General features: G+C 68.7%; 22 protein-coding genes and 1 riboswitch. Of the genes, 12 read left to right on the forward strand and 10 right to left on the reverse strand.

Annotated elements, in window-relative coordinates:
* The first annotated feature begins 5 nt into the window (after nt 1-5).
* Entirely contained in the window at nt 6-974 is a 969-nt protein-coding gene (locus AB0D12_RS24030) for a pyridoxal-phosphate dependent enzyme (RefSeq protein WP_362686419.1), read from the forward strand.
* Here AB0D12_RS24030 and AB0D12_RS24035 read toward each other — a convergent pair.
* Complete coding sequence (locus AB0D12_RS24035) at nt 953-2,551, reverse strand: Na+/H+ antiporter (RefSeq protein ID WP_362686422.1); 1,599 nt, start codon at nt 2,549-2,551, stop codon at nt 953-955. The two genes, AB0D12_RS24030 and AB0D12_RS24035, sit on opposite strands and share 22 nt — an antisense overlap.
* Before the next feature lie 56 nt (nt 2,552-2,607).
* Here AB0D12_RS24035 and AB0D12_RS24040 point away from each other — a divergent pair, with 56 nt between their 5' ends.
* From AB0D12_RS24040 to AB0D12_RS24050, 3 genes are all read left to right on the forward strand, one after another.
* Entirely contained in the window at nt 2,608-2,868 is a 261-nt protein-coding gene (locus AB0D12_RS24040) for a UBP-type zinc finger domain-containing protein (protein WP_362686425.1), read from the forward strand.
* A gap of 242 nt (nt 2,869-3,110) precedes the next feature.
* Nucleotides 3,111-3,524, forward strand: a complete 414-nt coding sequence (locus AB0D12_RS24045; RefSeq protein ID WP_254375657.1) for an anti-sigma regulatory factor — start codon at nt 3,111-3,113, stop codon at nt 3,522-3,524.
* Nucleotides 3,525-3,568: 44 nt separating this feature from the next.
* Nucleotides 3,569-4,477, forward strand: coding sequence for an RNA polymerase sigma factor SigF (locus AB0D12_RS24050; RefSeq protein WP_362686429.1), 909 nt, complete (start codon nt 3,569-3,571; stop codon nt 4,475-4,477).
* A gap of 323 nt (nt 4,478-4,800) precedes the next feature.
* On the opposite strand, the gene AB0D12_RS24055 is transcribed toward AB0D12_RS24050, so the two are convergent.
* The gene (locus tag AB0D12_RS24055; protein ID WP_362686835.1) at nt 4,801-5,217 is read right to left on the reverse strand and encodes a hypothetical protein; all 417 of its coding nucleotides are present in this window, start codon (nt 5,215-5,217) and stop codon (nt 4,801-4,803) included.
* A gap of 70 nt (nt 5,218-5,287) precedes the next feature.
* On the opposite strand from AB0D12_RS24055, the gene AB0D12_RS24060 reads away from it, so the two are divergent.
* Nucleotides 5,288-6,256: a diacylglycerol kinase family protein gene (locus AB0D12_RS24060; protein ID WP_362686432.1), complete on the forward strand. Its 969-nt coding sequence runs from the start codon at nt 5,288-5,290 to the stop codon at nt 6,254-6,256.
* A gap of 317 nt (nt 6,257-6,573) precedes the next feature.
* Nucleotides 6,574-6,831: a WhiB family transcriptional regulator gene (locus tag AB0D12_RS24065; RefSeq protein ID WP_003953983.1), complete on the forward strand. Its 258-nt coding sequence runs from the start codon at nt 6,574-6,576 to the stop codon at nt 6,829-6,831.
* A gap of 161 nt (nt 6,832-6,992) precedes the next feature.
* Here AB0D12_RS24065 and AB0D12_RS24070 read toward each other — a convergent pair whose 3' ends face one another.
* From AB0D12_RS24070 to AB0D12_RS24095, 6 genes are all read right to left on the reverse strand, one after another.
* Nucleotides 6,993-8,474: a histidine kinase N-terminal domain-containing protein gene (locus AB0D12_RS24070; protein WP_362686838.1), complete on the reverse strand. Its 1,482-nt coding sequence runs from the start codon at nt 8,472-8,474 to the stop codon at nt 6,993-6,995.
* A gap of 350 nt (nt 8,475-8,824) precedes the next feature.
* Nucleotides 8,825-9,895 (reverse strand): SIS domain-containing protein, encoded by a 1,071-nt coding sequence (locus tag AB0D12_RS24075; RefSeq protein ID WP_362686435.1) that lies wholly within the window; start codon nt 9,893-9,895, stop codon nt 8,825-8,827.
* A gap of 72 nt (nt 9,896-9,967) precedes the next feature.
* Entirely contained in the window at nt 9,968-11,518 is a 1,551-nt protein-coding gene (locus AB0D12_RS24080; RefSeq protein WP_362686438.1) for a glycoside hydrolase family 3 protein, read from the reverse strand.
* Between the two features lie 10 nt (nt 11,519-11,528).
* Nucleotides 11,529-12,386, reverse strand: a complete 858-nt coding sequence (locus tag AB0D12_RS24085; RefSeq protein ID WP_362686441.1) for a carbohydrate ABC transporter permease — start codon at nt 12,384-12,386, stop codon at nt 11,529-11,531.
* Nucleotides 12,383-13,378 (reverse strand): sugar ABC transporter permease, encoded by a 996-nt coding sequence (locus AB0D12_RS24090; protein ID WP_362686444.1) that lies wholly within the window; start codon nt 13,376-13,378, stop codon nt 12,383-12,385. The genes AB0D12_RS24085 and AB0D12_RS24090 overlap by 4 nt, the downstream gene beginning before the upstream one ends.
* Nucleotides 13,379-13,453: 75 nt before the next feature.
* Nucleotides 13,454-14,737 (reverse strand): extracellular solute-binding protein, encoded by a 1,284-nt coding sequence (locus AB0D12_RS24095; protein ID WP_362686447.1) that lies wholly within the window; start codon nt 14,735-14,737, stop codon nt 13,454-13,456.
* 286 nt (nt 14,738-15,023) lie between these two features.
* On the opposite strand from AB0D12_RS24095, the gene AB0D12_RS24100 reads away from it, so the two are divergent.
* The 5 genes from AB0D12_RS24100 (at nt 15,024) to AB0D12_RS24120 (ending at nt 21,827) form a co-directional block, all read left to right on the forward strand.
* Nucleotides 15,024-15,788, forward strand: coding sequence for a GntR family transcriptional regulator (locus tag AB0D12_RS24100; protein ID WP_327325982.1), 765 nt, complete (start codon nt 15,024-15,026; stop codon nt 15,786-15,788).
* Nucleotides 15,789-16,046: 258 nt separating this feature from the next.
* Nucleotides 16,047-16,301, forward strand: coding sequence for a DUF3311 domain-containing protein (locus AB0D12_RS24105; protein ID WP_362686841.1), 255 nt, complete (start codon nt 16,047-16,049; stop codon nt 16,299-16,301).
* Nucleotides 16,298-17,923 (forward strand): monocarboxylate uptake permease MctP, encoded by a 1,626-nt coding sequence (gene mctP, locus AB0D12_RS24110; protein ID WP_362686451.1) that lies wholly within the window; start codon nt 16,298-16,300, stop codon nt 17,921-17,923. Before AB0D12_RS24105 ends, mctP begins: the two co-directional genes overlap by 4 nt.
* A 225-nt stretch (nt 17,924-18,148) precedes the next feature.
* A riboswitch (cobalamin riboswitch) is annotated at nt 18,149-18,285 on the forward strand.
* Nucleotides 18,286-18,426: 141 nt separating this feature from the next.
* Nucleotides 18,427-20,808: a ribonucleoside-diphosphate reductase subunit alpha gene (locus AB0D12_RS24115; protein WP_362686454.1), complete on the forward strand. Its 2,382-nt coding sequence runs from the start codon at nt 18,427-18,429 to the stop codon at nt 20,806-20,808.
* Nucleotides 20,808-21,827, forward strand: coding sequence for a ribonucleotide-diphosphate reductase subunit beta (locus AB0D12_RS24120; RefSeq protein ID WP_362686457.1), 1,020 nt, complete (start codon nt 20,808-20,810; stop codon nt 21,825-21,827). Before AB0D12_RS24115 ends, AB0D12_RS24120 begins: the two co-directional genes overlap by 1 nt.
* Before the next feature lie 146 nt (nt 21,828-21,973).
* Here the strand turns inward: AB0D12_RS24120 and AB0D12_RS24125 are convergent, their stop codons facing one another.
* Nucleotides 21,974-22,690 carry a TetR/AcrR family transcriptional regulator gene (locus AB0D12_RS24125; protein WP_362686460.1) on the reverse strand — a complete coding sequence of 239 codons (717 nt, stop codon included), beginning with the start codon at nt 22,688-22,690 and terminating at the stop codon, nt 21,974-21,976.
* A 120-nt stretch (nt 22,691-22,810) separates the two neighbouring features.
* On the opposite strand from AB0D12_RS24125, the gene AB0D12_RS24130 reads away from it, so the two are divergent.
* Nucleotides 22,811-24,010: an FAD-dependent monooxygenase gene (locus tag AB0D12_RS24130; RefSeq protein WP_362686463.1), complete on the forward strand. Its 1,200-nt coding sequence runs from the start codon at nt 22,811-22,813 to the stop codon at nt 24,008-24,010.
* On the opposite strand, the gene AB0D12_RS24135 is transcribed toward AB0D12_RS24130, so the two are convergent.
* Nucleotides 23,946-24,188, reverse strand: a complete 243-nt coding sequence (locus tag AB0D12_RS24135; RefSeq protein WP_362686466.1) for a hypothetical protein — start codon at nt 24,186-24,188, stop codon at nt 23,946-23,948. The genes AB0D12_RS24130 and AB0D12_RS24135 overlap by 65 nt on opposite strands.
* Between the last annotated feature and the right edge of the window lie 60 nt (nt 24,189-24,248).

Raw genomic sequence — 24,248 nt, forward strand, 5'->3', positions numbered from 1 at the left:
GGCAGGTGACCTGGGAAGCGTTCGACCTCACCGCCGCGCTGCGGCCGCGACTGCCGTCGCCGCTGCAGCCTGTCGAGGACGAGCGCTTCGCCCGCCACGGCGTACGTCTGCTGCTCAAGCGCGAGGACCTGATCCACCCGGACCTCCCGGGCAACAAGTGGCGCAAACTCGCCCCGAACCTGCACGCGGCGGCCGGCCGGCCGCTCCTGACGTTCGGCGGCGCGTACTCCAACCACCTGCGTGCTACGGCGGCCGCAGGCCGGCTGCTGGGCTTCGCGACGATCGGCATAGTCCGCGGCGACGAACTGGCCTCGCGCCCCTTGAACCCCTCGCTGTCCCGGTGCGCGGCGGACGGTATGCACCTGCATTTCGTGGACCGCGCGGCGTACCGCAGGAAGGACGCCCCGGAGGTGCGGGAGCGCATCCTGACGGCAGCGGCGGAGTCGATGCTGCAGCGTTGCGCAGGAGGAGGGGCCGGTTCGGGACGGGGCGGGGCCGGGGACATCTACGTCGTCCCGGAAGGCGGCAGCAACGCCCTCGCCGCCCAGAGCTGCACCGCCCTCGGCCACGAACTCCGCGACGTCGCGGACGTCGTCGCCATTGCCTGCGGGACCGGTGGGACCCTCGCCGGACTCGCCGCCGGCCTCGGGCCGGGCAGGCGCGCCATCGGGTTCCCCGTACTCAGGGGCGGCTTCCTCGGCGACTCCATACGCGCCCTCCAGCAGGAGGCGTTCGGTGGCCCCGCCGGGAACTGGTCCCTCGACGAGCGCTTCCACTTCGGCGGATACGCCCGTACCACCCCCGGGCTGGACGCCTTCGCCGCGGCCTTCGAGGCCCGCCACGGGCTGCCCGTCGAGCGCGTCTACGTCGCCAAGATGCTGTACGGCCTCACCGCGCTCGCCGCCGAGGGCGCCTTCCCGCCCGGCACCACCGTCGCCGCCGTCATCACCGGTCAGGACGATTCCTCGCGGTAGGCCGCCGCCTCCTCCAGATCCAGCCGGCGCAGCAGCGTACGCATCATCTCGTCATCGATCCGCCGCTGGTCCCGCAGCTGTACGAAGACCTCGCGCTCGGCGTCGATCATCTCCCGCGCGAACCGCCGGTAGGTGTCGTCCGCCGACTCGCCGGTCACCTCGTTCACCGTCCCGAGCCGCTCCCAGACCGAGTTCCGCCGCCGCTCCATCACGGTCCGCAGCCGGTCGGCCAGCGGCGGCGGCAGCGCGTGCTGCTCGTCCTCCAACAGCTCGTTCAGCCGTACCTCCGCCGCCTGCGAGGCCTCACTCTGGGCCTGTGCCTCGGCCAGCGTCTCGGCGTACCGGTCGCGGCCGGGCAGCTTCAGCGCCCGGATCAGCGCCGGCAACGTGAGCCCCTGCACCACCAGCGTCGAGATCACCGTCGTGAAGGTCAGGAAGAGGACCAGGTTCCGCGCCGGGAAGGGCTCGCCGTCCGCCGTCGTCAACGGGATGGAGAAGGCGATCGCCAGCGAGACGACGCCTCGCATCCCGGCCCAGCCCACCACCACCGGCGCGGTCCAGTTGGTGTCCGGCTCGCGCTCCCTGATCCGTTTCGACAGGCAGCGCGGCAGGAATGTCGCCGGGAAGACCCAGACGAACCGCACCACGACCACGGCGACGAAGACCCCGAAGGCGTACCAGAGCGATTCGCCGACGCCGTACCCGCCGAGGCCCTTGAGTACGTACGGCAGTTGCAGCCCGATCAGCGCGAAGACCGAGGACTCGAGGATGAACGCGACCATCTTCCAGACCGCCTCCTCCTGCAGCCGGGTCGCGAAGTCGACCTGCCAGGAGCGGTGCCCGAGATAGAGCGCGACGACGACCACCGCGAGCACTCCGGACGCCCCGACCTGCTCGGCCGCCGCGTACGCGACGAACGGGATGAGCAGCGAGAGCGTGTTCTGCAGCAGCGCTTCCTTGAGATGCGTACGCAGCCAGTGGATCGGCACCATCAGCACCAGGCCGACGACGACTCCGCCGACCGACGCCAGCACGAACTCCTCGATGCCGCCGACCCAGCTCGCGCCCTCGCCGACCGCCGCGGCCAGCGCCACCCTGAACGCGGTGATCGCGGTCGCGTCGTTCACCAGGGACTCGCCCTGCAGAATCGTGGTGATCCGGCTCGGCAGGCCCAGCCGGCGGGCGATCGCGGTCGCGGCGACCGCGTCCGGCGGCGCGATCACCGCGCCGAGCACGAGCGCCGCGGTCAGTGGCAGGTCCGGCACCAGCAGAAAGGCGAGGTAACCGACCGCGACGGTCGCAAAGAGGACGTAGCCGACCGAGAGCAGCGCGACGGGCCGCAGATTCGCCCGGAGGTCGAGGTACGAACTGTCGACCGCCGCCTTGTGCAGCAGCGGCGGCAGCACCAGCGGCAGCACGATGTTCGGGTTGAGCGTGTAGTCGGGCACCCCCGGCACGTACGCGGCGATCAGCCCCGCCGTCACCAGCAGCAGCGGTGCCGGCACCGGAGTCCGGCGGGCCGCCCCGGCGATCGCGGCGCTGGTCGCGATCAGCGCCACCAGCGGCAGTACGTCCATTTTCGCCCTCCTCACGTCCGCACGACGCCCGAGGGCCGCGTCGTAGTCTGGCAATCATGAGCGAGTGCCCGCATGTACGAAAACTGCCGCACCCCGAACCTGCTCCGCTGAGCGAGACGTGCCCGGGGTGTCTGGCGATCGGCAGCCACCCCGTACAGCTGCGGCTCTGCCTGGTCTGCGGCCACGTGGGCTGCTGCAACTCCTCGCCCCACCAGCACGCCGAAGCGCATTTCCAGGAGACCGGGCACGCGGTGATGCGGAGCTTCGAGCCGGGAGCCGTCTGGCGCTGGTGCTTCGTCGACGGTTCGATCGTCTGACGCGTGGGTACGTCAACCCTCCGCTGGGTCCTCGCAATTGGGCGCCGCAGACCTCTAGCCACTGTGTGTACTCATATGCTTACCATGAGTGACAGTCATCGACTGGGGGTCCCGGCGACAGGGCACCATGGATCGCGATAGCGTCGCCGGGCCAGTACCGGCTACGTACGAATGCGTAGCGACGGCTTCGGGATCTCCCCTCCCGTAGCCCCGAAAGAGCTTGTGCCACCTTGGAGGTGAGGGTGTCCCAGATCGCAGGCGAGCCCGGGACCCAGGACTTCGTGGAAGTCCGGCTGCCCGCTGCGGGTGCCTACCTGTCCGTGCTGCGTACGGCCACGGCCGGCCTCGCAGCGCGCTTGGACTTCACCCTCGACGAGATCGAGGATCTGCGGATCGCGGTTGACGAGGCGTGCGCGATTCTGCTGCAGCAGGCTGTGCCCGGCTCCGTTCTCAGCTGCGTGTTCCGGCTCGTCGACGACTCGCTCGAGGTCACGGTCTCGGCGCCGACGACCGACGGTCGCGCGCCGGAACGTGACACCTTTGCCTGGACGGTGCTGTCGGCACTGGCGGGCAAGGTCGACTCCACGGTCGCGGACGACCGTACGGTCTCCATCAGCCTGTACAAACAGCGCGGCGCGGGACCCGGGCCGGCGTGAGGGACGGGGGCGGTCCGGTGCAGGACGAGGAGCGCGGACCCCGGATGCTGAGCGCGCCGACTGACATCCCGGAGCAGGAGGCGCGGCCGCACCCGGAGGACGGACTTGACGGCCAGACGGCCGCGGCGGAGCAGGCGCAGGCGCAGGCAGAGCGGGCGGACCGTATGAGCGAGCACGTGCACGAGAAGCAGCACGATCCACATGACCGCAGCGGTGCGCGGGCGATGTTCATCGAGCTGCGCAAGCTGCCCGACGGCTCGCCGGAGCGGGCGGAGCTGCGCAACCAGCTGGTGCGGATGCACCTGCCGCTCGTCGAGCACCTGGCGCGCCGCTTCCGTAATCGCGGCGAGCCGCTGGACGATCTGACGCAGGTCGCAACGATCGGTCTGATCAAGTCGGTGGACCGGTTCGATCCGGAGCGGGGCGTCGAGTTCTCGACGTATGCGACGCCCACGGTCGTCGGCGAGATCAAGCGCCACTTCCGCGACAAGGGCTGGGCGGTACGAGTACCGCGCCGCCTGCAGGAGCTGCGGCTCGCCCTGACCACGGCGACGGCGGAGCTCTCCCAGCAGCACGGCCGCTCCCCGACGGTGCACGAGCTGGCGGAACGCCTGGGCATCTCGGAGGAGGAGGTCCTGGAGGGCCTGGAGTCCGCGAACGCGTACTCCACGCTGTCCCTGGACGTCCCCGACACGGACGACGAGTCCCCGGCGGTGGCGGACACGCTGGGCGCGGAGGACGAGGCCCTTGAGGGCGTCGAATACCGCGAGTCACTGAAGCCGCTGCTGGAGGACCTGCCGCCGCGCGAGAAGCGGATCCTGCTGCTGAGGTTCTTCGGCAACATGACGCAGTCGCAGATCGCACAGGAGGTGGGTATCTCCCAGATGCACGTCTCCCGCCTGCTGGCCCGCACCCTGGCCCAGCTGCGCGAGAAGCTGCTGGTGGAGGAGTAGGGACGGCTGGGGCGCGGCCGGGACCGCGCAGGCGCGGGGCGCGCGCGCCGAAGCGCCCGGTCCGGCCCAACGCCCCGGCGGCGGAGCATCCACGCCGCGAAGCACGGCGCTCCCGCCCCGACACGCCCGGTCCTGCCCAGGCCGGCTCAGAACCGCCCACGGCCGGACGCTCCGGCTGCGCCGCGAAGCCGGCGATTCACAGGACGTGGCCCCGTCCCCGACAAAAACCAGCGCCGCGAAGCCGGCGCCGCCTCGCAGGGGCGTGGGGTCCGTGCCCCCCTCACAACATCAAGGGCGGGCGGGTGGGACAGACCCCGCACCCGCTACGCGTCCCGCGCCGCGCCGCCCCGGATGCCCAGCGCCTCCGTCGTCGTCGGGTTGACCAGCAGCACCAGGCCGGTCAAGGCGACCATCGCCAGCACGATGCCGAGCGGGATCAGCCCGGCCGACGAACGCAGCAGCGTCCACGACGGGATCAGCGCCATCAGGTGCGTGATGATCGCCGGACCCCGGCTCCAGCTGCGCCGCAGCAGAAGCCCCCTCGCCGCGATCAGCGGGATCGCGCCGAGTGCGATAAGTGTCACTCCACCCATCTCCGCCTGCGAGGGACTGTCAGGCCGGCCGAGCAGCCCGAGCACAAGCATGTAGACGCCGCCCGCGGCCAGTGCCAGGCCCTCCAGACCGGATACCGCGGCCGCGGCGGTCAGACGGGCAGGTCGGGGGGTCTGGTCATCGCTCACCACTGCAGGGTAGCCCGCGTAGGAAGCCCGGGTCTGGGCCCGGTACTCACCACTGGGTACGCTGCTGCGCATGCGCGCACTTCTTGTGGTCAATCCGGCAGCAACCACCACCAGTGCTCGCACCCGTGACGTACTCATCCACGCCCTCGCCAGCGAGATGAAGCTGGAAGTCGTCACGACGGAGTACCGGGGACACGCCCGCGACCTCGGCCGCCAGGCCGCAGATTCCGACGACACAGAGCTGGTCGTCGCCCTCGGCGGCGACGGCACCGTGAACGAGGTCGTCAACGGTCTGCTCCACAACGGCCCCGACCCCGACCGCCTCCCCCGCCTCGCCGTTGTCCCCGGCGGCTCGACGAATGTCTTCGCCCGGGCCCTCGGGCTCCCGAACGACGCCGTGGAGGCGACCGGCGCGATCCTTGACGCGCTCCGCGACCGGACCGAGCGGACGGTCGGCCTCGGTCGCGCGGCCGGCACCCCGGGCACGAAGGACGAGTCGGCCCCGCCCCGCTGGTTCACCTTCTGCGCCGGACTCGGTTTCGACGCGAGCGTCATCGGCCGGGTCGAACAGCAGCGGGAGCGGGGCAAGCGCTCCACGCACGCCCTCTATATGCGCCAAGTGGTACGGCAGTATCTGGACGAGCCCCACCGCCGGCACGGCCCGATCACCCTCGACCGCCCCGGCAAGGACCCGGTCAGCGATCTCGTGCTGTCCATAGTCTGCAACACCGCCCCCTGGACCTACCTGGGCAATCGCCCGGTGTACGCCTCCCCGGCGGCCTCGTTCGACACCGCCCTGGACGTCGTCTCACTGTCCAAGCTGTCGGCCCCCGCCGTGGCCCGGTACGCCACCCAGCTGCTCACCTCGACCCCCGAGCGCGGACCGCGCGGCAAGCACGCCGTCACTATCCATGACCTGACGGACTTCACCTTGAATTCAAAGGTTCCGCTGCCGTTCCAGATGGACGGTGACCATCTGGGGCTCCGTACGAGCGTGACGTTCACAGGCGTACGCCGTGCACTGCGTGTGATTGTGTGAGCGGAAGGACCGAAAGTCCTTTATCTCGAACGTATGGGCTGGGCTCCACCCCATAGAAGTACGGCTGTGACCTAGTCGACACCGAGGAATCAAAAAAAAGTTTCCGGAAGGGGTTGTATCCGCCGCCGAGGTTTGCGAATCTCTACATGGCGATCGGGACGGCCCGCAACATCGGCCCCACAGACCGCCAGAACCCCTCCTAAGAACCCAGGACCACGCCGGGTAACTGGCAGTCGGCCCTTCCCTCGCGGGGGGATTCGTGAAAGCGTTCACATTCACAAGCAACCTGAATGTAATACCAAGGAGAGGTAGCAGCCATGGACTGGCGTCACAACGCCGTTTGCCGCGAGGAAGACCCCGAGCTCTTCTTCCCCATCGGCAACACTGGTCCTGCGCTGCTGCAGATCGAGGAAGCCAAGGCCGTCTGCCGTCGCTGCCCCGTTATGGAGCAGTGCCTGCAGTGGGCGCTCGAGTCCGGCCAGGACTCCGGCGTCTGGGGTGGCCTCAGCGAGGACGAGCGTCGTGCGATGAAGCGTCGCGCCGCTCGCAACCGGGCGCGTAACGCCAGCGCCTGAGCCCGCCCCTGCTACGAGCCTGAGCCCGGCGCCGCGTACAGAGAGTACGCATTCACCGCCTTCGAGCCGCAGCGCGCAGTACCCCCGATGCGCATAGCAACGTGAGCTTCGAGCCCCGGACCGTTCCACACGGTCCGGGGCTCATTGCTGTTCCGGCTCTCCTACTTCCGCTTCTCGCCCTGCACAGGGATGTCGAGGACGACGCGGGTGCCACGACCGGGCGCCGGGACCGGGAGCATGTCGAAGGTTCCGCCCAACTCCCCTTCCACCAGGGTCCGTACGATCTGCAGACCCAGGTTGCCGGCGCGCTGCGGATCGAAGCCCTCAGGCAGACCGCGGCCGTCGTCCTGGACGGTGATCAGCAGCCGGCTGGTCTCCGCGCGCTGATCGGCCCGCACGGCTGCGACCTCGACCGAGCCGCGCTCCCCCTGCGCGAAGGCGTGCTCAAGGGCGTTCTGCAGCACCTCGGTCAGGACCATGGAGAGCGGTGTGGCGACTTCGGCGTCCAGGATCCCGAACCGTCCCGTACGGCGGCAGTCGACCTTGCCCGGCGAGATCTCGGCGACCATCGCGATCACCCGGTCCGCGATTTCGTCGAACTCGACGCGCTCGTCCAGATTCTGGGAAAGCGTCTCATGGACGATCGCGATCGAACCGACGCGCCGTACCGCCTCGTTGAGCGCCTCCCGGCCTCCTTCGGAATCCATCCGGCGGGCCTGGAGACGGAGCAGGGCGGCGACCGTCTGGAGGTTGTTCTTCACCCGGTGGTGGATCTCCCGGATGGTGGCGTCCTTGGTTATCAACTCGCGCTCGCGGCGGCGGAGTTCGGTGACGTCGCGGAGAAGTACGAGAGAGCCGATGCGGACACCCTTGGGCTTGAGCGGGATGACGCGCAGCTGGATGACCCCGCCGTAGCCCTCGACCTCGGTCTCGCGCGGCGCGTAGCCGCTGGCAAGTTTGACCAGGGCCTCGTCGACCGGACCGCGCGCCGGGGCGAGTTCGGCGGTGGTCTGGCCGAGGTGATGTCCGACGAGGTCGGAGGCGAGGCCGAGGCGGTGGTACGCGGAGAGGCCGTTGGGGCTCGCGTACTGGACGACGCCGTCGGCGTCGAGCCTGATCAGCCCGTCGCCGACGCGCGGCGACGCATCCATGTCGACCTGCTGCCCGGGGAAGGGAAACGATCCTGCGGCGATCATCTGGGCGAGGTCGGAGGCGGACTGGAGGTAGGTGAGCTCCAGCCGGGAAGGGGTCCGTACGGTCAGCAGGTTCGTATTGCGGGCGATGACGCCGAGGACTCGGCCCTCGCGGCGTACGGGGATGGACTCGACCCGCACCGGCACCTCCTCGCGCCACTCCGGGTCGCCCTCGCGCACGATCCGCCCCTCGTCGAGCGCGGCGTCGAGCAGCGGCCGGCGGCCGCGGGGGACGAGATGGCCGACCATGTCGTCCTGGTAGGAGGTGGGGCCCGTGTTGGGCCGCATCTGGGCCACCGAGACATAGCGGGTGCCGTCGAGGGTGGGGACCCAGAGGACGAGGTCGGCGAAGGAGAGGTCGGAGAGCAGCTGCCACTCCGAGACCAGCAGATGGAGCCACTCGAGGTCGGATTCACTGAGGGCTGTGTGCTGGCGTACGAGGTCGTTCATGGAGGGCACATCTGCGAGCGTACCTTCGGGGTGAACCGGTTGAGCCGTCCGCCCGTGCCGGAGGATGGACCGGAACTAAGCTCTGCAGACGGATGGACAGTGGAGAATGGTCTAGTCCACAATGTTTGAGTAAAGCCTCCACCCTCCCCGCACAGGAGAGTGGAACGAGGTACCCGGCGCTCTCTGCCCTGACTGCGTCGATACCTCTCACACGGCCGAGCGGGACCGCACACCTGCCGGCCGGAGCAGCTCCGGGCTGCGGTGCCGTACGGGTTGAGGGTCCCGTCACGGCGCCGCGGCCCGCGGGTGCCCGTGCCCCCTCAGCCTCTGTCAGCGGGGCTCGTCACCGTTCAGTGCGTCTCCGTCACCTTCGCCAGAGCGCGCGGCGCGTCCGGGTCCTGGCCACGCGCGATCGTCACCTCGTACGCCAGCAGCTGCAGCGGCAGGATCTCCAGGATCGGCTGGAGTTCCTCCGGGACTCCGTCCACCGGGAGGACAAAGCCCGCCGAGGCCGCGTCGACCTGGGGCTCGGGACCGATCACCACCAGGTCCGCGCCGCGGCCGCGGAGGCGGTCGAGGACCGGCTGGAGGGCCTCGCCGCCCTTGCCGTCGGTGACCACCGCGATGACCGGGGAGATGTTGTCGACCATGGCCAGCGGGCCGTGCAGCAGATCCGCGCCGGAGTACGCGAGGGCCGGGATGTAGCTCGTCTCCATCAGCTTCAGCGCGGCCTCCTTCGCCGTGGGGTAGCCGTAACCCCGCGACGTGATCACCATCCGCTCGGCGAAGCGGTAGCGGGAGGCCAGCTGCCGCACCTCGTCCTGGCGGGACAGGGTCTGCGCGGCGAGCTCCGGGAGGATCTTCGCCGCCGCGCCGTCGCCGCCGCGCAGACCCTCCACGAACAGATAGAGCGCGAGCAGCGACGCGGTGTACGTCTTCGTCGCCGGGAGCGCATTCTCCGGGCCGGCCAGGATGTCGATGTGGAATTCGGAGACCGCCGCCAGCGGGGAATCCGCGTTGTTGGTCACCGCCAGCGTGATCGCGCCCGCCTCCCGCGCCGCCTTCGTCGACGCCACCAGGTCCGGTGAGCCGCCGGACTGACTGACCGTGATGACCAGGACGTCGGTCAGATCGGGTCGTGCTCCGTACGCCGTCGTCGTCGACATGGAGGTCAGCCCGCACGGCAGACCCAGCTGGATCTCGAGCAGGTACTTCGCGTACAGCGCGGCGTTGTCGGACGTGCCGCGCGCGGTCAGCAGCACGAAGCGCGGGCCGCGGGCCGCGATCGCCGCCGCCACCTCGCGGATCTTCGGCGCGCCCTCCTCGAGGATGCGCCGCAGCACCGCCGGCTGCTCCGCCATCTCGCCGGACATGATCCGGCCCGGGCGCTCGCTCTGTTCGGCCGAACTCGTGGCGGACATGCTGGCTGCCTCCATGTGGATTCCTTGTGCCGGGGACGGAAGGTTCTCCCGGTACAGCACGGCCCGCGTCGGTCAGACCCCGGCGCCCTTGCCGGCGATGACCTCCGCGGCGGCCCGTCCGCAGACGCGGGCGGCGCCATGGGTCGCGATGTGCAGGACCCCCCTCGGCTCCGCCCGGTCCACACCCATCTCGACCACGACCGTGTCGGGACGGGCCTCGATCAGGGCGTCCAGAGCGTCGGCCATCCAGGGGTGGCGGTGGACGTCGCGTACTACAGCGACGATCCTACGGTCCCCCGCAAGACCCAGCACATTTCCTACCAAAGAGGGTGTATCGGTCGTACCGTCAGCAGCGCTGCCGTATGTGTCGGTCGTCGTGCCCGGCAGTATCGCGGCCAGCTCCGCCGCCACTCCCCACGGAGTCTCGTCCCCCACGGCGATGTTCGCGACCGGTGTGAAAGCGGCTACGTACGGAGGGCTCGTCAGCGGTTCGTACGGCGCCTCCCCCGCTGTCACCCGCACCGCCCGGCGCGCCGCGACAAGGCCGATGTCGGTGCCGGGCGCGGTCCCCTCCTGTGAAGCCGCGCCCGGCTCCGCTGCAGCCCCCCTGGCCCGCCGCGTCCAGTCGGCGAGGGCGCGTACCCGCGCCGCCGCGTCGGCCAGCCTCTCCTCGGGCAGTTCGCCGTCCCGTACCGCGGCGACCAGCGCGTCGCGCAGCCGCAGTACGGTCTCCTCGTCGGCCAGGCCGCCGCCGACACAGATCGCGTCGGCGCCCGCGGCGATCGCGAGGACGGAGCCGCGCTCGATGCCGTACGCCGCCGAAATGGCCTGCATCTCCATGCCGTCGGTGACGATCAGGCCCTGGTAGCCCAGCTCTTCGCGCAGCAGACCGGTGAGGATCTGCGGGCTCAGCGTCGCCGGGCGGTTCGGGTCGAGCGCGGGAAGCAGGATATGCGCGCTCATCACCGCTTTGGAACCCGCCGCGATCGCGGCGCGGAAAGGCACCAGCTCACGGGCGTGCAACGTGTCGAGATCCACGTCTATCCGGGGCAGCGCGTGGTGCGAGTCCACATTGGTGTCGCCGTGTCCGGGGAAGTGCTTGGTGCAGGCGGCGACTCCGGAGGACTGGAGGCCTTCGACGTACGCGACGGTGTGGCGGGAGGCGAGCGCGGTGTCGGCACCGAAGGACCGTACGCCGATGACCGGGTTGTCCGGATTGGAGTTGATGTCCGCGGACGGCGCCCAGTTGAGGTCGACGCCGCACTCGGCGAGCCGGCGGCCGAGCTCTCGGGCGACGGCCCGGGTGAGGTCCGTGTCGTCCACCGTGCCCAGCGCGTAGTTGCCGGGGAAGGAGGAGCCGGTGCGCACCTCGAGCCGGGTGACGTCCCCGCCCTCCTCGTCGATCGCGACGAGTACGTCGTCCCGCTCGGCCCTCAACTGCGCGGTGAGCGCGGCCAGCTGACCGGGCGAGACGATATTGCGGCCGAACAGGCCGACGGCCGAGAGGCCTTCGCCGATCCGGCGCAGCAGCCAGTCCGGTGCGGTGGTGCCGACGAAGCCCGGCTGGAGGACGGCGAGCGCGTCGCGGGTCAGGGTGTCTGTACTGCGTACGAGAGTTGTCATGTGGACGGCGTCATCCCTTCACTGCGCCGGCCGTCAGACCCGCGGCCATCTTGCGCTGGACGAGGAGGAAGAGGATCACGATGGGGATGGCCATCATCGTGGCGCCCGCCATCATCGGGGCGTACTCGGTGCCGTTCTTGGTGGTGAAGTTGCCCAGCCACACGGTGGCGGTCTGGTTCTGCTGGCTCATCAGCATCAGTGCGTACAGGTACTCGTTCCAGGCCTGGATGAAGCCGTAGACCGAGGTGGCGACCATGCCCGGGGCGAGCAGCGGGAAGACCACGCGGATGAAGGCGCCGGTGCGGGTGCAGCCGTCGACCATCGCCGCCTCCTCCAGCTCCTTGGGGATGTTGACGATGAATCCGCGCAGCGTCCACACCGTGAAGGGGAGGATGAAGGTCAGATACGTGATGATCAAGCCAGTGAGCTTGTCGTACTGACCGAGGTCGTTCAGCAGCAGGAAGACCGGGATGATCATGGCGACCAGCGGAATCATCTGGACCGCGAGGATGCCGACGATCACGATCTTGCGGCCACGGAAGGCGAACCGGGATATCGCGAGCGCGGCGAGCATGCCGACCGCGATGCCGATGACGACCACGACGAGCGAGACGGTCAGGCTGCGTCCGACCGGTCCCCAGAAGTCGGCGATGTCCAGGGCCCGCCGGAAGTTCTCCGTCGTGAAGACGTTGGGGAAGAAGTGCGGGTCGGGGTCGATGGCGTCCTTGGCCGGCTTGAACGCCGTGTTCAGCATCCAGTAGACCGGGAAGCCCGCGGTGACGAAGACAAGGAGGCCGAGCAGATTCCAGCCGAGCCGGCTCTTCCTGGGACGGCGGGTGGCGGCGCGAGCCGCGGCGGTCGAAGTCACTCCACCTCTCCGATCTTGAGCATCTGGCGCATATAGACCGCGACCACACCGAGCAGCAGGATCACGGTGACAAGCGCGATCGCCGAGCCGGTGCCGTAATCGTTGACGACGAAGGCCTTGTCGTACGAGTACGTGGTGAGCAGCTGGAACTCCGCCTCGGGATGGCCGTTGCGCATCACGAAGACCTGCGGGAAGACACCCATGTCCCAGATCACCGAGAGCGTCGTCAGCATCACGATGATGGGCTTGAGGATCGGCAGGGTGACGAAGCGGAAGACGCCCCAGGCGCCTGCGCCGTCGAGACGGGCGGCCTCTTCGAGCTCCTTGGGCACCTGGGTGAGGCCTGCGCTGAGTGTGATCACGACGAAGGGCACGGCGCCCCAGACCACCAGCAGGATGATCACGGCGAGGCCCTGGGGGCCGCTGGCGAACCAGTTGTGGCCGATCATGTCGACTCCGGGCAGCCTGGAGAGCAGCCAGTTGAGTACGCCGTAGTCGGCGTCGAAGAGCCACTTGAAGATCGCGGTGGCGACGATGATGGGCATGCCCCAGCTCGCCACGAGCGCGATGTTGATCAGGGTCTTCACCCAGCCGGAGACCCGTTGCAGCAGCAGCGCGACCAGCATGCCGATGACCATGGTCAGCACCACGGCGCTGAAGGCGAAGACGGCGGTCCGTATGACGACGGTCCAGAACTCGCTGTCCCCGAGGATCTTGGAGAAGTTGTCGAAGCCGACCGGCTCCGGGTCCTTGAAGCCCCACAGCTGGGGCTGGCCGAACTTCTGGAAGGAGAGGGTGACCAGCCGTACCAGCGGATAGCCGAGGACGAGCAGAAGGATGAGCAGGCAGGGCGCGAGCAGCAGCCAGGGCACTCCTGTCCCGCCCGTTGTCGGCTTTCTGCCGGGCTTCGCCGGCGTGGTTGCGCCGGTCCCCGGTCGTGGCGATTGCCGCGTCGGCGGCACCGTGGCGGTGGTTGTCTCTGCGGCACTCATCCCGTGCTCCTCAGCGGTCCCTCTCCCGGTACGAGCGGCAGGGCCCCGTCGCGGTGACGGGGCCCTGCCCATAGGTCACTTGGTGTTGATGACCTTGTCGATCGCGGCGTCCGCGGTCTTCGCGGCGTCCGCCACCGACTTCTTGCCGGTGCCGATCTGTTGCAGCATGGTCTTGAGGGTCTGGGCCTTCTCGACCTGACCCCAGCCCGGTGCCATCGGGACGAACCAGTTGGACTCGGCGGCGGTGGCCGGGACCACCGTCTTCGGGTCGTTCTTCAGGGTCGCCAGGTCGGTCTTGTTGTTGGGCAGGTTGCCCTTGGCGAGCAGACCCTTCTGGCCCTGGGCGCCGGTGAAGGCGTTGATCCACTCGGCCGCGACGTCCTGCGCCTTGGACTTGACCGGGACGGCCAGGTCGGAGCCGCCGAGGAAGACGGGAAGGGCCTTGCCGTTCGGGCCTGGCATCACGAAGTTCTCGAGCTTGTCGGCGAGTTTGCCGACCTTGTCGTTCTTCGGGTCGGCGGCCGTGCCGCCCTCCCAGGCCGCGCTGAAGATGGTCGCGGACTTGCCCTGGCCGAAGACGACCGGACGGTCGGACTCGTCCTTCGTCTTGTCGCCGTGCATGTACTTGTCGAGGATCGACTTGTACTCATTGAGGCCCTTGAGGGACTCGGGCGAGGAGAGGTTGGCCTTCCAGGTGTCGCCGTCCTTCTTGGCGATGGAGCCACCGGCGTCGTACACGAAGGACATCGCGGCGTACCAGTCCGGCGAAGGCTGGTACCAGGCGCTGAACTTGTCGCCCTTCTTCTCCTGGATCTTGTCCAGGGCGTCGGTGAGCTCCGCGTACGTCTTCGGGGCGGCCTTCACGCCGGCATCGGCGGCGATGTCCTTGCGCCAGGTGCCGACACGGCCACCGGCGTAGTACGGGACACCGTAGGTCTTGCCGTCGTACGTGACGGACTCCTTGAGGCCGTCCAGCCACGCGTCCGACTGCTCGAACTTCTTCGGGTCGACCTCGGCGAACGCGCCCTTGGTCATGTAGCCGAGCATCTCGGTGTTGCCCATCTCGACCACGTCCGGAGCCTTGTCCGTGGCGAGTACGGCGTCGAGCTTGGCGTTCTTGTCCGGCCAGCCGTAGTACTCGTGCTTGATCTTGATGCCCGGGTGCTTCTTGACGATCGCGTCGTCGGCGGCCTTTACGAGATCGGGCCAGTTGTTCTGGGCGTCCACCGTCAGCCAGACGGTCAGCTCCTTGGCGTCGCCGCCGCCGGCCTTGTCCCCGCCCTTGTCCGAATCACCACAGGCCGCAAGGCCGATCATCATGCCCGCGACGCCTACCGCCGCGATGAGCTTGCGCTTCACGCCACCCTCCTCAGGGATGCCTGCAACCCCCCTGCCCACCGCGAAGACATACGACGAGTACTGCTCGTGGGGCTGGGTCCTGGTCTTTAATGGTTTAGACCAGTACTCGGGAGCTTGGCCTAGACCTTTAGGGGTGTCAAGGGTGTATAAGAAGGGCTGTCACCTCCGTTATCGGACCGACACCTGAGGGAGGTCGACGACCCGCGACCGGACCGTGCCACCATGTGAGCCGCAACAGACGGAGGAGCCGGTGACGGCAGCAGCACAAGAGTCGGGAAGGCGGGCCATGGCCACGGACGGGGGCGGCACCGAGACCGAGGGCGGGGCACAGACCCGTACCGCGCGCGTGCCCAAGTACTACCGGCTGAAGCGCCACTTGCTGGACATGACGGAGACCATGCCGCCCGGCACGCCCGTGCCGCCGGAGCGCACACTCGCCGCGGAGTTCGACACCTCGCGTACGACGGTGCGCCAGGCGCTCCAGGAACTGGTCGTCGAGGGCCGCCTCGAGCGCATCCAGGGCAAGGGCACCTTCGTGGCCAAGCCCAAGGTCTCGCAGGCCCTGCAGCTCACCTCGTACACCGAGGACATGCGGGCCCAGGGCCTCGAGCCCACCTCGCAACTGCTGGACATCGGGTATGTCACGGCCGACGACACGCTGGCCGGACTGCTGGACATCTCGGCCGGCGGACGGGTGCTGCGGATCGAGCGGCTGCGGCTGGCGAGCGGCGAACCGATGGCGATCGAGACGACGCATCTGTCGGCCAAGCGCTTCCCGGCGCTGCGGCGCAGCCTGGTGAAGTACACCTCGCTCTACACGGCGCTGGCGGAGGTGTACGACGTCCATCTGGCCGAGGCCGAGGAGACGATCGAGACCTCGCTGGCCACGCCGCGCGAGGCGGGGCTGCTCGGTACGGACGTGGGCCTGCCGATGCTGATGCTGTCGCGCCACTCGCTCGACGCGCAGGGCGAGCCCGTGGAGTGGGTGCGCTCGGTGTACCGGGGCGACCGGTACAAGTTCGTGGCGAGGCTTCAGCGCCCCGCTCCCTGAACCGCGGTCCGACCCGCACACCCTGCCCCGCCGAGGTTCATCGGCACAGCGCCGCAACTGCCGTTGCGGCGCTATGTCATGTTTACCGCCACCGTGCCCGGGCGCGACGCGAAGTCGTTGCCGTACCGATATGCGGACGGGGGGTGACTCGGTTCGAAAGCCTCGCCTACATTTCCTGCGCATTACAGGTACAGGTGATCAGCGAGGGGACGGAGTCGCCGTATGTCAGCAGAGCCTGAGGCGCCAGAAGCGCCGGAAGTGCCTGAAGTTCCTGAAGCGAAACCACCGGTCATCACGCCGGTGCGCGTGATCGTCGCCGTCTGCCTCTTCGCGCCGTTTGTGGCAATGCTCTGGGTCAGTTCGTATGCGAAGACCGAACCGGCCTTCATCGGGATCCCGTTCTTCTACTGGTACCAGATGCTCTGGGTGGTCATCTCGACCGCACTCACCATGATCGCTTACCAGCTGTGGCAGCGTGACCAGCGCGCCCACAAGGGAGGTGCGTCGAAGTGAAGGACGGCGTGAACGGCGTCGCACTCGGCGTCTTCATCTTCTTCTTCCTGGCCGTCACGGTCATGGGCTTCCTGGCCGCGCGCTGGCGCAAGGCCGAGAGCGACAGCCTCGACGAATGGGGCCTGGGCGGCCGTTCGTTCGGCACCTGGGTCACCTGGTTCCTGCTCGGCGGCGACCTGTACACGGCGTACACCTTCGTCGCCGTCCCGGCGGCGATCTACGCGGCCGGCGCGGCGGGCTTCTTCGCCGTGCCGTACACGATCCTCGTCTACCCGCTGATCTTCACCTTCCTGCCGCGGTTGTGGTCGGTGTCGCACAAGCACGGATACGTCACCACCTCGGACTTCGTGCGCGGGCGCTGGGGCTCGAAGGGTCTCTCGCTGGCGGTCGCCGTCACCGGCATCCTGGCGACGATGCCGTACATCGCGCTCCAACTGGTCGGCATCCAGGCGGTACTCGATGTGATGGGCGTCGGCGGTGGCGAGACGACCAACTGGTTCGTCAAGGACCTGCCGCTGCTGATCGCCTTCGGTGTGCTGGCGGCGTACACATACTCGTCCGGCCTGCGGGCGCCGGCGCTGATCGCGTTCGTCAAGGATGCGCTGATCTACATCGTCATCGCGGTGGCGATCATCTACATCCCGATCAAGCTCGGCGGCTTCGACGACATCTTCGCGAAGGCGGGCGACGCGTTCGCGCAGATCAACCCGGCGACGGAGAAGCCACGTGGCGCGCTGGCGCCGGGCGAGGCGGGCCAGTGGGGTTACGCGACGCTGGCGCTGGGCTCGGCGCTCGCGCTGTTCATGTATCCGCACTCGATCACGGCGACGCTGTCTTCGCGCAGCCGTGATGTGATCCGCCGCAACACCACGATCCTGCCGCTGTACTCGCTGATGCTGGGTCTGCTGGCGCTGCTCGGGTTCATGGCGATCGCGGCCGGTATCAAGGTGCAGAACGGTCAGCTGGCGATCCCTCAGCTGTTCGAGACGATGTTCCCGGACTGGTTCGCGGGTGTGGCGTTCGCGGCGATCGGCATCGGCGCGCTGGTGCCGGCGGCGATCATGTCGATCGCGGCGGCGAATCTGTTCACCCGGAACATCTACAAGGACTTCATCAAGCCGGACGCGACGCCCGCGCAGGAGACGAAGGTCTCCAAGCTGGTCTCGCTGCTGGTGAAGGTGGGCGCGCTGGTCTTCGTTCTGACGATGGACAAGACGGTGGCGATCAACTTCCAGCTCCTTGGCGGCATCTGGATCCTCCAGACCTTCCCGGCTCTGGTCGGTGGCCTGTTCACGCGCTGGTTCCACCGCTGGGCGCTGCTGGCGGGCTGGGCGGTCGGCATGATCTACGGCACGTCGGCGGCGTACGGAGTCGCGAGCCCGACACAGAAGCACTTCGGTGGCTCGTCGGCGGAGATCCCCGGCCTCGGCGAGATCGGCTACATCGGCCTCACGGCGTTCATCCTGAACGTGGTGGTGACGGTGGTCCTGACGTTCGTCCTGCGGGCGCTCAAGGCCCCGGAGGGCGTGGACGAGACCAGTCCGTCGGACTACACGGCGGACGCGGGCGACGCGGGCGTCCAGGTGGAACTGCCGCCAGCGACAGCAGTGGTGAGTCACTGACGGTCGGGCCGACGTGAGGGCCGTTGCGTTTCCCGGGAGGGGCGCGACGGCCCTTGGCTGTTGGGCGGGCAGCAGATCAAGCCCCGCAGATCAAGCCCCAACGGCGATTGAGGCGCGGGGTCCGGGGCGGAGATCCAGACCGTCCCCGGGATCACCTTGCTCCCTTACGCGTTGGAGCCGCAGCGCGCCATGACACAACATGTGGGGGGTGCCGCATCAAGCGGCCCCCACATGTATGCTCATGGTCGCTGTCGACGCAGGGGAATCCGGTGCGAATCCGGAACTGTCCCGCAACGGTGTGATGCGGTGCGCTTTGTCGTACCCCGCCAGTCCGAGGACCTGCCGACGGTGCATCCGGCTCGACCGAACCGGGTGCCGAGACGTCCGGGCCTCGCGGTTGGGCCGGTGGACGCCGTGCGGTGTGCTGCCCTTAGACGGGTACGTACGCCCGTACCGGCCTCCCCTCCCCCGCCGGCCCAGAGCCGAGCGAGGGAGAGCACCACGTGACCATCGCGCCAGCCGATCCGGCTTCAGGCATCTCCGAGCAGGTGGCCGACGGCCCCGGGACCGCACTGCTGCGGACCCTCACGGACCTCACCGCCGATCTGCCCGACACCGACCCCGGACGTGTCGCCGCCGCCGCGCTGCGCGGCCGGCACGCCGGGTCGGACGCGGCCGAGCTGCGGAGCCTCGCCACCGACGCGGCCGCGGGGCTGATCTCCGAGGACCCTGCCTACTCACGGCTCGCCGCCCGCCTGCTGACCCGTCATATCGCGGACGAGGCAGCCGGACAGGGCGCGGTGGCCTTCTCCGCATCCGTCGCGGTCGGGCACCGCGAGGGCCTGATCGCGGACCGTACGGCCGAGTTCGTGACGCTGCACGCCGCGCGGCTGGACTCCCTCATCGACCAGACCGCCGACGACCGCTTCGGCTACTTCGGTCTGCGCACCCTCTACAGCCGCTATCTGCTCCGGCACCCGATCACCCGTCAGGTCATCGAGACCCCGCAGCACTTCATGCTGCGCGTCGCCTGCGGCCTCGCCGAAGACGCTTCGGTCCGTGCCCTGGACGAGGTCGCCGCGCTGTACGGCCTGATGAGCCGCCTCGACTACCTCCCTTCCTCGCCCACGCTCTTCAACTCCGGCACCCTCCACCCGCAGATGTCCTCCTGCTATCTGCTGGACTCGCCGCTGGACGAGCTCGACTCGATCTACGACCGCTACCACCAGGTGGCCCGTCTTTCGAAGCACGCGGGCGGCATCGGCCTCTCCTACTCCCGTATCCGCTCCCGCGGTTCGCTGATCCGGGGCACCAACGGCCACTCCAACGGCATCGTTCCGTTCCTCAAGACCCTCGACGCCTCGGTCGCCGCGGTGAACCAGGGCGGCAGGCGCAAGGGCGCCGCCGCCGTCTACCTGGAGACCTGGCACTCCGACATCGAGGAGTTCCTGGAGCTGCGCGACAACACCGGTGAGGACGCCCGGCGTACGCACAATCTGAACCTCGCGCACTGGATCCCCGACGAGTTCATGCGCCGCGTCGAGGCGGACGCCGACTGGTCGCTGTTCTCGCCCGCGGATGTGCCGGAGCTGGTCGACCTGTGGGGCGACGAGTTCGACGCGGCGTACCGCAAGGCCGAGGCCGCCGGTCTCGCGCAGAAGTCCATGCCGGCCCGTGACCTCTACGGCCGGATGATGCGGACGCTCGCCCAGACCGGCCAGGGCTGGATGACCTTCAAGGACGCCTCAAACCGCACCGCCAACCAGACGGCGGAGCCGGGCCACACGGTCCACTCCTCGAACCTCTGCACCGAGATCCTCGAGGTGACGGACGACGGTGAGACGGCCGTCTGCAACCTCGGCTCGGTCAACCTGGGTTCGTTCGTCGCCGACGGCGGCATCGACTGGGAGCGGCTCGACGAGACCGTCCGTACCGCCGTCACCTTCCTCGACCGCGTCGTCGACATCAACTTCTACCCGACCGAGCAGGCCGGCCGCTCCAACGCCAAGTGGCGGCCGGTGGGCCTGGGCGCGATGGGCCTCCAGGACGTCTTCTTCAAGCTCCGCCTGCCCTTCGACTCGGCCGAGGCGAAGGCCCTCTCCACGAAGATCGCCGAGCGGATCATGCTGGCGGCGTACGAGGCGTCCTGCGACCTCGCCGAGCGCAACGGCCCGCTGCCCGCCTGGTCCCGGACGCGCGCGGCCCGTGGCGTGCTGCACCCCGACCACTACGACGTCGAGCTGAACTGGCCGGAGCGCTGGGACGCGCTGCGCGCCCGGGTCGCCTCGAGGGGCATGCGCAACTCCCTGCTGCTCGCCATCGCGCCGACCGCGACCATCGCCTCGATCGCAGGTGTCTACGAGTGCATCGAGCCGCAGGTCTCCAACCTCTTCAAGCGCGAGACACTCAGCGGTGAGTTCCTCCAGGTCAACGGCTACCTGGTGGCGGAGCTGAAGAAGCTCGGCGTCTGGGACGCGCAGACCCGTGAGGCGCTGCGCGAGTCCAGCGGCTCGGTGCAGGGCTTCAGCTGGATCCCGGCCGACGTCCGCGCGCTGTACCGCACTGCGTGGGAGATCCCGCAGCGCGGCCTGATCGACATGGCGGCGGCCCGTACGCCGTTCCTGGACCAGAGCCAGTCGCTGAACCTCTTCCTGGAGACGCCGACGATCGGGAAGCTCAGCTCGATGTACGCGTACGCCTGGAAGCAGGGGCTGAAGACGACGTACTACCTGCGCTCCCGGCCGGCGACGCGGATCGCCCGTGCGGCCGGCTCCGGCGCTGCGGCGGCCGCCGCCCCCATCCCGCTACAGCAGTCGTCGGCGCCCGACGCGGACGCGATCGCCTGCTCCCTCGAAAACCCCGAGTCCTGCGAGGCCTGCCAGTAATGACCACCCCGAACACCGAGAAGAACCTGCTGGACCCGGGCTTCGAACTGACCCTGCGTCCGATGCGTTACCCGGACTTCTACGAGCGCTACCGCGATGCGATCAAGAACACCTGGACCGTGGAGGAGGTCGATCTCCACAACGACGTGGCCGACCTCGCCAAGCTCTCCGCCGGCGAGCAGCACATGATCGGCCGGCTGGTCGCGTTCTTCGCGACGGGTGACTCGATCGTCTCCAACAACCTGGTGCTGACGCTCTACAAGCACATCAACTCCCCGGAGGCGCGGCTCTATCTGAGCCGTCAGCTCTTCGAGGAGGCGGTGCACGTCCAGTTCTATCTGACGCTGCTCGACACCTATCTGCCGGACCCGGACGACCGCGCGGCCGCCTTCGACGCGGTCGAGGAGATCCCCTCCATCCGCGAGAAGGCCCAGTTCTGCTTCAAGTGGATGGACTCGGTCGAGAAGATCGACCGGCTGGAGTCGAAGGCAGACCGCCGTCGCTTCCTGCTGAATCTGATCTGCTTCGCGGCGTGCATCGAGGGCCTGTTCTTCTACGGCGCGTTCGCGTACGTCTACTGGTTCCGCTCCCGCGGTCTGCTGCACGGTCTGGCCACCGGTACCAACTGGGTGTTCCGGGACGAGACGATGCACATGAACTTCGCCTTCGAGGTTGTGGACACCGTCCGCAAGGAGGAGCCCGAGCTCTTCGACGATGCGCTCCAGCAGCAGGTCACCGACATGCTGAAGGAGGCCGTCGAGGCGGAGCTGCAGTTCGGCCGCGATCTGTGCGGCGACGGTCTGCCCGGTATGAACACCGAGTCGATGCGCGAGTACCTCCAGTGCGTCGCCGACCAGCGGCTGACGCGGCTGGGCTTTGCTCCGGTGTACGGCTCGGAGAATCCGTTCTCCTTCATGGAGCTGCAGGGCGTCCAGGAGCTGACGAACTTCTTCGAGCGCCGTCCTTCCGCCTACCAGGTGGCGGTCGAGGGCTCGGTCGGCTTCGACGACGACTTCTAGACCCGTCAAGACCTCTCCGGACCGTTCCAGACCATGTGAATACGGGGGACGGGGGCTGAACGGCCGGGCGGATGCCTTCTGCGCATCCGCCCGGCCGTTTCAGTTTTCGCGCGCGGTGTGCACCGGCGTCGAAACCGAGCTGACAATCAGCGGGCACGCTGGTCAATGAGTACGGCCAGTCCGTCCAGGATGCGCTGCAGGCCGAACTCCCATGCCTGGTCACCCTCGCCGGGCTGAGCCGCCGAGGCGAGCGCGGCAGTGAGGGCAGGGAAGCGCTCACCATGTGCCTGCATCAGCTCTCCGAGGATGGCGCCCAGCTGGGCTTCGGGCTTGCCTGCCGGACCTGCCGCGCGGGTCTGCTGGACGATGGCGCGTACGTGTCCGGCCAACAGGACCGCGGCATCCATCTGCTCGGCGCCGCTGAGGCCCGTACCGTCCAGCGCCGAGATTGCCCGCTCCATCCAGGACAGCTCTGCGGGACCCATGACCCGCGGCCCGACGGTGGCGTCCAGCGCCCATGGGTGCCGGCGGAAGACAGCGATCAGCCGACGAGCCCAGTCCTCGAGCCGGTCCCGCCAGCCGTCATGCCGCTCAGCCTCGGTCGGGTACGCGCCGAGCGCGGCGTCCACCATCAGCGCGACCAACTCGGCCTTGCCCGGCACATACCGGTACAGCGCCATCTTGGTGACGTCCAGCAGCGCGGCGACCCTTTGCATGGACACAGCGCCCAAGCCCTCGGAGTCGGCGACCTCGATCCCGGCCCGTGCGATGCGGTCCAGGTCAAGTGTCGGTTTGGGGCCTCGCGCGGGCCTGGGGTGGGGCCCCCACAGCAGCCGCATCGTCTCGACGTGCTTGTCACCCATGCGCGTCGCCCCTCCTGTCGAGCCTTGTGGATCTGCCGAGCCTTGCCGGGTCCACCGAACTGTGTCTATCGTACACAGTAACTACAGTGTCCACCGGATACAGTTTCACTGGGGGGATCCATGATCCAGAACGTCCTCATCTCCGGCGCGAGCATCGCCGGCCCGGCGTTGGCCTACTGGCTGGGGCGCCACGGCTTCAGGCCCACAGTCGTCGAGTTGGCCCCGGCCCTGCGCGACGGCGGCCAGGCCGTCGACTTCCGCGGCGAGACGCATCTGGCCGTGCTGGAGCGTATGGGTGTACTGAACGATCTGCGCCGGTTCCAGACCGGCGGCAGCCCGATGCGCTTCGTCGGCGACGACGGTCGGCAACTGCTGTACCTGCCGGCCGAGTTCGCCGGCGGTGGCATAGAGGTGCTTCGCGGTGATCTGGCCCGGGTGCTGCACGAGCACAGCCTCCCCCGGACCGAGTACATCTTCGGCGACTCGATCACCGACCTCACCGAGACCTCGTCCGGCGTACAGGTCGACTTCCGGCACGGAGCCTCACGCACGTTCGACCTTGTGATCGGCGCGGACGGGCTGCACTCCAACGTCCGCCGCATCGCCTTCGGCCCGGAGAAGGACTATGTGAGCCACCTCGGCCACTACGCGGCCACCTGGCAGCTCTCCAACTACCTGGGCCTGGCGAAGGGCTCGGTCTGCTACAACGCTCCGGGCCGACTCGCCTCCTTCGGCGCCGACCACCGTAACCCTGAGCGGGCAGGGGCCTTCTTCGTCTTCGCCGCGCCTCAGGTGCCGTACGACCGTCACGACCTCGATCAGCAGAAGGCGCTGATCACCAAGGCATTCACCGGCCTCGGCTGGGAAGTGCCGCGACTCCTCGAATCCCTGCAGCAGGCGCCGGACCTGTACTTCGACTCAATCAGCCGGGCGGACGTGGACACCTGGTCCACGGGCCGGATCGGTCTCGTCGGAGACGCCGCGTTCGGGGCCACCATCGGCGGCATGGGAACGGGGGCCGCGGTGGTCGCTGCCTACGTACTGGCCGGCGAACTCGCGCGGGCCAAGGGCGACCACCGGGTGGCCTTCACCCGCTACGAGAGCAGACTTCGGCGGTACGTCACGGGCTGCCAGAAGGGCGGCGACCGCACCGGAAAGTTCCTCGCCCCCGGCACCAGGACCGGCATACGCGTGCGCAACAGCCTGTTGTCCCGGCCCCTGCTCATGAACGGCATGCTCAAACTGGGAGAGAAGGTCAGCAGCGTCGCAGCTCTGCCCGACTACCGGCCGAGCCCACTCGCGCCAACGGACGCCGCGTGACCCGGGACCGGACCTCGAGTTGCCGCTCGACGAGCTGATGGGGGCCTTCCTCGTCGAGCTGCTCGGCCCGGCGCAGCTGGCGGTCGATGGCGCGCTCCCTGGCGTGTCCGACAAAGGCGGGAAGCGTGATCAGCCCGAACAGGACGAGTACGAAGAGGTAGCTCAGGAAGGTGTTCATGACGTCCACTGTCGTCCTTCCGCGCCGAAGAAGTCAGTGGCAGGACTGTCATCAACCATC

Source organism: Streptomyces sp. NPDC048479, assembly GCF_040651435.1.
Taxonomy (GTDB): Bacteria; Actinomycetota; Actinomycetes; order Streptomycetales; family Streptomycetaceae; genus Streptomyces.

What these genes read in the sequence shown, in the direction of transcription:
- AB0D12_RS24075 (WP_362686435.1), bottom strand. Translation starts at nt 9,895, where the DNA reads ATGTCCGCCACGAGTTCGGCCGAACAGAGCGAGCGCCCGGGCCGGATC.
- AB0D12_RS24040 (WP_362686425.1), top strand. Translation starts at nt 2,608, where the DNA reads ATGAGCGAGTGCCCGCATGTACGAAAACTGCCGCACCCCGAACCTGCT.
- AB0D12_RS24130 (WP_362686463.1), top strand. Translation starts at nt 22,811, where the DNA reads ATGATCCAGAACGTCCTCATCTCCGGCGCGAGCATCGCCGGCCCGGCG.
- AB0D12_RS24050 (WP_362686429.1), top strand. Translation starts at nt 3,569, where the DNA reads ATGCTGAGCGCGCCGACTGACATCCCGGAGCAGGAGGCGCGGCCGCAC.
- AB0D12_RS24120 (WP_362686457.1), top strand. Translation starts at nt 20,808, where the DNA reads ATGACCACCCCGAACACCGAGAAGAACCTGCTGGACCCGGGCTTCGAA.
- AB0D12_RS24080 (WP_362686438.1), bottom strand. Translation starts at nt 11,518, where the DNA reads ATGACAACTCTCGTACGCAGTACAGACACCCTGACCCGCGACGCGCTC.
- AB0D12_RS24100 (WP_327325982.1), top strand. Translation starts at nt 15,024, where the DNA reads ATGGCCACGGACGGGGGCGGCACCGAGACCGAGGGCGGGGCACAGACC.
- AB0D12_RS24135 (WP_362686466.1), bottom strand. Translation starts at nt 24,188, where the DNA reads ATGAACACCTTCCTGAGCTACCTCTTCGTACTCGTCCTGTTCGGGCTG.
- AB0D12_RS24060 (WP_362686432.1), top strand. Translation starts at nt 5,288, where the DNA reads ATGCGCGCACTTCTTGTGGTCAATCCGGCAGCAACCACCACCAGTGCT.
- AB0D12_RS24070 (WP_362686838.1), bottom strand. Translation starts at nt 8,474, where the DNA reads ATGAACGACCTCGTACGCCAGCACACAGCCCTCAGTGAATCCGACCTC.
- AB0D12_RS24125 (WP_362686460.1), bottom strand. Translation starts at nt 22,690, where the DNA reads ATGGGTGACAAGCACGTCGAGACGATGCGGCTGCTGTGGGGGCCCCAC.
- AB0D12_RS24090 (WP_362686444.1), bottom strand. Translation starts at nt 13,378, where the DNA reads ATGAGTGCCGCAGAGACAACCACCGCCACGGTGCCGCCGACGCGGCAA.
- AB0D12_RS24065 (WP_003953983.1), top strand. Translation starts at nt 6,574, where the DNA reads ATGGACTGGCGTCACAACGCCGTTTGCCGCGAGGAAGACCCCGAGCTC.
- AB0D12_RS24035 (WP_362686422.1), bottom strand. Translation starts at nt 2,551, where the DNA reads ATGGACGTACTGCCGCTGGTGGCGCTGATCGCGACCAGCGCCGCGATC.